Origin of the sequence: Puniceibacterium sediminis, from assembly GCF_900188035.1 — a bacterium.
Lineage (GTDB): Bacteria > Pseudomonadota > Alphaproteobacteria > Rhodobacterales > Rhodobacteraceae > Puniceibacterium > Puniceibacterium sediminis.
Window position 1 is genome coordinate 1 of record NZ_FZNN01000046.1, and the last position, 6,794, is coordinate 6,794.

The following is a 6,794-nucleotide window of genomic DNA, read 5'->3' on the forward strand; positions in this document are numbered from 1 at the left end:
GAAAAAAGCGCTTGCGGGTTTTGTGTAGTAACCGTAGAACCCCCCTCACCGGCGGCGCTGAGGCGCTAACGGGACGCCAGACGGGGCGAACGGGACGGGGCGGCTAGGGTCGCTTGGGACGGTTCGCAGACGATGCGGTTTTAGAAATTCGAAGGTTTGGATGCGGTGCGCGCCGGAAAGTTAGGGCGCTCAGTGTATCTTTTAGTCTTCAACGCTGTTTGACATTGCTAATATCTGAAGAGATATGTGGGCGGTTTGGTTCAAATCGATGAACAAACGCTGCATATCGGCTCTTAGGGATTTCGGTTCCGATGATAGAGTTACAGCTTCACTGTTTGACGGACTTCGGTTTCCAATGGAAACTGATGTACATCAGACAGAGACTGTTTTGTGACCTTCGTGAGTTGCGGATGGATGGTTTCGACTGTTCATGTGTAGCGAAGCGGTAGGATGCAGAACGATGTGCAGAGGTTCGAACGTCAAGGATAAGCTAGTAATAGCTTTTCAACTTGAGAGTTTGATCCTGGCTCAGAACGAACGCTGGCGGCAGGCCTAACACATGCAAGTCGAACGGCACCTTCGGGTGTAGTGGCGGACGGGTTAGTAACGCGTGGGAACGTACCCTTTTCTGCGGGATAGCCTTGGGAAACTGAGAGTAATACCGCATACGCCCTTCGGGGGAAAGATTTATCGGAGAAGGATCGGCCCGCGTTAGATTAGATAGTTGGTGGGGTAATGGCCTACCAAGTCTACGATCTATAGCTGGTTTTAGAGGATGATCAGCAACACTGGGACTGAGACACGGCCCAGACTCCTACGGGAGGCAGCAGTGGGGAATCTTAGACAATGGGCGCAAGCCTGATCTAGCCATGCCGCGTGTGTGATGAAGGCCTTAGGGTCGTAAAGCACTTTCGCCAGAGATGATAATGACAGTATCTGGTAAAGAAACCCCGGCTAACTCCGTGCCAGCAGCCGCGGTAATACGGAGGGGGTTAGCGTTGTTCGGAATTACTGGGCGTAAAGCGCGCGTAGGCGGATTAGAAAGTATGGGGTGAAATCCCGGGGCTCAACCTCGGAACTGCCTCATAAACTACTAGTCTAGAGTTCGAGAGAGGTGAGTGGAATTCCGAGTGTAGAGGTGAAATTCGTAGATATTCGGAGGAACACCAGTGGCGAAGGCGGCTCACTGGCTCGATACTGACGCTGAGGTGCGAAAGTGTGGGGAGCAAACAGGATTAGATACCCTGGTAGTCCACACCGTAAACGATGAATGCCAGACGTCAGCAAGCATGCTTGTTGGTGTCACACCTAACGGATTAAGCATTCCGCCTGGGGAGTACGGTCGCAAGATTAAAACTCAAAGGAATTGACGGGGGCCCGCACAAGCGGTGGAGCATGTGGTTTAATTCGAAGCAACGCGCAGAACCTTACCAACCCTTGACATCCTTGGATCGCTGGAGAGATTCAGCTTTCTCGTAAGAGACCAAGTGACAGGTGCTGCATGGCTGTCGTCAGCTCGTGTCGTGAGATGTTCGGTTAAGTCCGGCAACGAGCGCAACCCACATCCTTAGTTGCCAGCAGTTCGGCTGGGCACTCTAGGGAAACTGCCCGTGATAAGCGGGAGGAAGGTGTGGATGACGTCAAGTCCTCATGGCCCTTACGGGTTGGGCTACACACGTGCTACAATGGCAGTGACAATGGGTTAATCCCCAAAAGCTGTCTCAGTTCGGATTGGGGTCTGCAACTCGACCCCATGAAGTCGGAATCGCTAGTAATCGCGTAACAGCATGACGCGGTGAATACGTTCCCGGGCCTTGTACACACCGCCCGTCACACCATGGGAGTTGGGTTTACCCGAAGACGGTGCGCCAACCTGTTCGCAGGAGGCAGCTGGCCACGGTAAGCTCAGCGACTGGGGTGAAGTCGTAACAAGGTAGCCGTAGGGGAACCTGCGGCTGGATCACCTCCTTTCTAAGGATGTTCCTAGATTTAGGGAGTTACCAACGCGCTCAAGTAGCGAAGCGGTAGCGCAACTAAACGTGGAACACTTAGCACGGTCTCTACCTTTGGAGACCAACATCAGAACGGGCCAGGCCGTCCTCATATCTCTTCAGAACAATAATCACAGACCTACCGGTCTGTCTTGGGTCGGTAGCTCAGGTGGTTAGAGCGCACGCCTGATAAGCGTGAGGTCGGAGGTTCAAGTCCTCCTCGACCCACCATATATTCCTGTGCCCTTTGGGGTACTTGAAACTGATGGGGCCTTAGCTCAGCTGGGAGAGCGCCTGATTTGCATTCAGGAGGTCAGGAGTTCGATCCTCCTAGGCTCCACCATTACCAAGCGGGTGGAACCAACGCAGAACATCGATTAGATCGTTAAGCACTATCAAGTGTTTAACCGTCCAATCGGACGAATTGACATCGTATAGAGAGATACAAAATCAACACTGTTTGATCGCCCGAGTATGGGACTGATCTCAGTGGGGTGCAAAGGCCGCAAGGCCGATGCGAGCAGGACTTTAGGTTGTTTCCTCGACCGAACCCCTGTCTGCCTCGCTGAAAAGAACAGAGTTGTCCAAGTCAAGTAAACTATAACCCGGTTCAGTTCCTGCACGGAAACTGAACCGAAGCGATTAACCATCGCGAAGGTTGTTTGGTGATGTGAAGTTTTGAATGCTTAGGCGTTCAGGATGGAAGCGCACTGAGCAGCCTGGGAAAAAGTATGCTTTTGATTAGTGTCACAGAGAAGTCAAAAGGCTCTGTGACCGCAGTAAGAGCGCTCAAGTAGCAACGCGATAGCGGTGTAAAAGAGCCTGGCTCTTACTGGATCAAATCAAGCGCGAGAAGGGCGTTTGGTGGATGCCTTGGCAGTAAGAGGCGATGAAGGACGTGGTACTCTGCGATAAGTCATGGGGAGCTGAGAACAGGCTTTGATCCATGAATTTCCGAATGGGGCAACCCACCTGACAGTTTGTTATAATAGCCGCAAGGCTGCTTATAATGGGCTGAAACAGGTACTTATAGACTGAATACATAGGTTTATAAGAGCAAACCCGGGGAACTGAAACATCTAAGTACCCGGAGGAAAGGACATCAATAGAGACTCCCCTAGTAGCGGCGAGCGAACGGGGACCAGCCGAGTCCTGAGAGTGACCAGAACAATCTGGAAAGATTGGCCATAGCGGGTGACAGCCCCGTATGGGAAGCTCAATGGAACGTATTAAGTAGGGCGGAACACGTGAAATTCTGTCTGAAGATCGGGGGACCACCCCCGAAGGCTAAGTACTCCTTACTGACCGATAGCGAACCAGTACCGTGAGGGAAAGGTGAAAAGCACCCCGACGAGGGGAGTGAAACAGTACCTGAAACCGAACGCCTACAATCAGTCGGAGCTTGACTGGACTCTAATAGCAATCTGCGCCATGGGATTGTCCTGTAGAAACAGCTGCGTGAGGCGGTAATTCTGTCCTCAAGTGGCGAAGTGACAGGATGGATATCATGGCCGACGGAACCTTTGCAGTGATCATGCTGATTGCCGGTCTTACCGACATGAACATGAATTACTGTGGAACATCAACGGGATGCCTCGGCGCGTCGGAAACGACACCGCGTCTGGAATTCTCTGGTGGACAGGTTCTGGAACGGCGGGCTGAAACCGCTGGCGAAGTTTACCTGCGTTACGATCTGGGCCGCAACTATGGCCCTTTCGGAACGGCGGTAGGCCTGTCAGTGGGAGAGAGTGGCGAAGCCTGGATGGGCATAGGTTCGACCTATACCATGCAGCTTGCAAACAGCCCTGCTTATGCAGAGCTGCACGCAATGCCGGGCTTTTATGCCGATAACGGAGGTTTTGATCTGGGTGGACCGATCGAGTTTAGATCGGGGATCGAGGTCGGATATGAACTCCGTAGTGGCTGGCGCATGGCGCTGAGCTACGATCACCGTTCCAATGCAGGGATATACGACAACAATCCGGGAATTGAGACTGTTCAGTTCCGGGTGTCTATGCCTCTGAGATAGTCGGCAGCAAATACTACTTCGAAACTGAGTGCCAAACGCGCTCAAGTAGCCGAAGGCGGTAGCGCAAAAAGAATGTTATTAGTGTCCAGTCTTGTGACGGCGTACCTTTTGTATAATGGGTCATCGACTTGGTCTATCTAGCAAGCTTAAGCCGTTAGGTGTAGGCGCAGCGAAAGCGAGTCTTAATAGGGCGTTGAGTTAGATGGATCAGACCCGAAACCGAGTGATCTAGGCATGACCAGGATGAAGGTAAGGTAACACTTACTGGAGGTCCGAACCCACACCTGTTGAAAAAGGTCGGGATGAGTTGTGCCTAGGGGTGAAAGGCCAATCAAACTCGGAGATAGCTGGTTCTCTGCGAAATCTATTTAGGTAGAGCGTCATCCGAATACCCCGGGGGGTAGAGCACTGGATGGGTAATGGGGCCCCACAGGCTTACTGATCCTAACCAAACTCCGAATACCCGGGAGTACTAGATGGCAGACACACAGCGGATGCTAACGTCCGTTGTGAAGAGGGAAACAACCCTGACCTACAGCTAAGGCCCCTAATTCATGGCTAAGTGGGAAAGCAGGTGGGACGACCAAAACAACCAGGAGGTTGGCTTAGAAGCAGCCATCCTTTAAAGATAGCGTAACAGCTCACTGGTCTAAACAAGTTGTCCTGCGGCGAAGATGTAACGGGGCTCAAGCCATGAGCCGAAGCTTAGGATGCCGTAAGGCATGGTAGCAGAGCGTAGTGTGACATAGTTCCCTGTCTCTTTAGCGACTTCGGTCGTTACGGAGACGAGGAGCTTTCTGTGAAGCCCGGGCGTGAGCCATCGGGTGGAGAGATCACTAGTGAGAATGATGACATGAGTAGCGACAAAGGGTGTGAGAGACACCCTCGCCGAAAGTCCAAGGGTTCCTGCTTAAAGCTAATCTGAGCAGGGTAAGCCGACCCCTAAGGCGAGGCCGAAAGGCGTAGTCGATGGGAACCAGGTTAATATTCCTGGGCCAGATGGAAGTGACGGATCTCGAAGGTTGTTCGTTCTTATCGGATTGAACGGGCCGCTTAGAGGTTCCTGGAAATAGCTCCATCGCTAGATCGTACCCTAAACCGACACAGGTGGACTGGTAGAGAATACCAAGGCGCTTGAGAGAACTATGTTGAAGGAACTCGGCAAAATACCTCCGTAAGTTCGCGAGAAGGAGGCCCGGTTTCTAGGCAACTAGAGGCTGGGGGCACAAACCAGGGGGTGGCGACTGTTTACTAAAAACACAGGGCTCTGCGAAGTCGTAAGACGACGTATAGGGTCTGACGCCTGCCCGGTGCCTGAAGGTTAAAAGGAGGGGTGCAAGCTCTGAATTGAAGCCCAGGTAAACGGCGGCCGTAACTATAACGGTCCTAAGGTAGCGAAATTCCTTGTCGGGTAAGTTCCGACCTGCACGAATGGCGTAACGACTTCCCCGCTGTCTCCAACATAGACTCAGCGAAATTGAATTGCCTGTCAAGATGCAGGCTTCCCGCGGTTAGACGGAAAGACCCCGTGCACCTTTACTACAGCTTCACACTGGCATTAGGCCGAACATGTGCAGAATAGGTGGTAGGCTTTGAAGCGGAGACGCCAGTCTTCGTGGAGCCTCCTTTGAGATACCACCCTTGTTCTGCTTGATGTCTAACCGCGGTCCGTTATCCGGATCCGGGACCCTGTGTGGCGGGTAGTTTGACTGGGGCGGTCGCCTCCTAAAGCGTAACGGAGGCGCGCGAAGGTTGGCTCAGAGCGGTCGGAAATCGCTCGTTGAGTGCAATGGCAGAAGCCAGCCTGACTGCAAGACTGACAAGTCGAGCAGAGACGAAAGTCGGCCATAGTGATCCGGTGGTCCCAAGTGGGAGGGCCATCGCTCAACGGATAAAAGGTACGCCGGGGATAACAGGCTGATACTGCCCAAGAGTCCATATCGACGGCAGTGTTTGGCACCTCGATGTCGGCTCATCTCATCCTGGGGCTGGAGCAGGTCCCAAGGGTACGGCTGTTCGCCGTTTAAAGAGGTACGTGAGCTGGGTTTAGAACGTCGTGAGACAGTTCGGTCCCTATCTGCCGTGGGTGTAGGATACTTGAGAGGAGTTGCCCCTAGTACGAGAGGACCGGGGTGAACGAACCACTGGTGGACCAGTTGTCGTGCCAACGGCAGTGCTGGGTAGCTATGTTCGGACAGGATAACCGCTGAAGGCATCTAAGCGGGAAGCCCCCCTCAAAACAAGGTATCCCTGAGGGCCGTGGTAGACCACCACGTCGATAGGCCGGAGATGTAAGCGCAGCAATGTGTTCAGTTGACCGGTACTAATGGCCCGATAGGCTTGATTTGATCCAGTAAAAGACAGGCTCAACCCCGTCTCTTACGGAACAGATCGAAAGCATACACATCAAGTCGAACGACTTGGACAACGTTGATCGAGGAAAACAACCCTGTCAGGTGGCAAAACCACCCGACGTTCTGGGTTTTATTCGGTTTGGTGGTCATAGCGCGAGCAAAACACCCGGCTCCATTCCGAACCCGGCCGTTAAGTGCCGTAGCGCCGATGGTACTGCGTCTTAAGACGTGGGAGAGTAGGTCACCGCCAAACCTAATAAGACCCAGAACATACAAGTATCTCTCTAAACGACGATCAGCGACACAACCCTGGCATAAATCAACACGCCTATGCCAAAAGCGTCGCGGGATGGAGCAGCCCGGTAGCTCGTCAGGCTCATAACCTGAAGGTCGTAGGTTCAAATCCTACTCCCGCAACCA

At 52.9% G+C, this 6,794-nt stretch carries 3 tRNA genes and 3 rRNA genes; all 6 read left to right on the forward strand.

Annotation, left to right across the window (positions count from 1 at the left end):
* Nucleotides 1–505 precede the first annotated feature (505 nt).
* The 6 genes from CHB75_RS20930 to CHB75_RS20955 all read left to right on the forward strand — a co-directional run bounded on the left by CHB75_RS20930 (nucleotide 506) and on the right by CHB75_RS20955 (nucleotide 6,794).
* A 16S ribosomal RNA gene (locus CHB75_RS20930) occupies nucleotides 506–1,971 on the forward strand.
* Between the two features lie 174 nt (nucleotides 1,972–2,145).
* A tRNA-Ile gene (locus CHB75_RS20935) sits at nucleotides 2,146–2,222 on the forward strand.
* A gap of 36 nt (nucleotides 2,223–2,258) precedes the next feature.
* Nucleotides 2,259–2,334: transfer RNA gene (locus tag CHB75_RS20940), tRNA-Ala, on the forward strand.
* 497 nt (nucleotides 2,335–2,831) lie between these two features.
* Nucleotides 2,832–6,368: ribosomal RNA gene (locus CHB75_RS20945) — 23S ribosomal RNA — on the forward strand.
* 144 nt (nucleotides 6,369–6,512) lie between these two features.
* Nucleotides 6,513–6,627, forward strand: a 5S ribosomal RNA gene (gene rrf / locus CHB75_RS20950).
* The 16S, 23S and 5S rRNA genes sit together here with 3 tRNA genes alongside, the layout of an rRNA operon.
* Before the next feature lie 90 nt (nucleotides 6,628–6,717).
* Nucleotides 6,718–6,794 (forward strand) — tRNA-Met (locus tag CHB75_RS20955).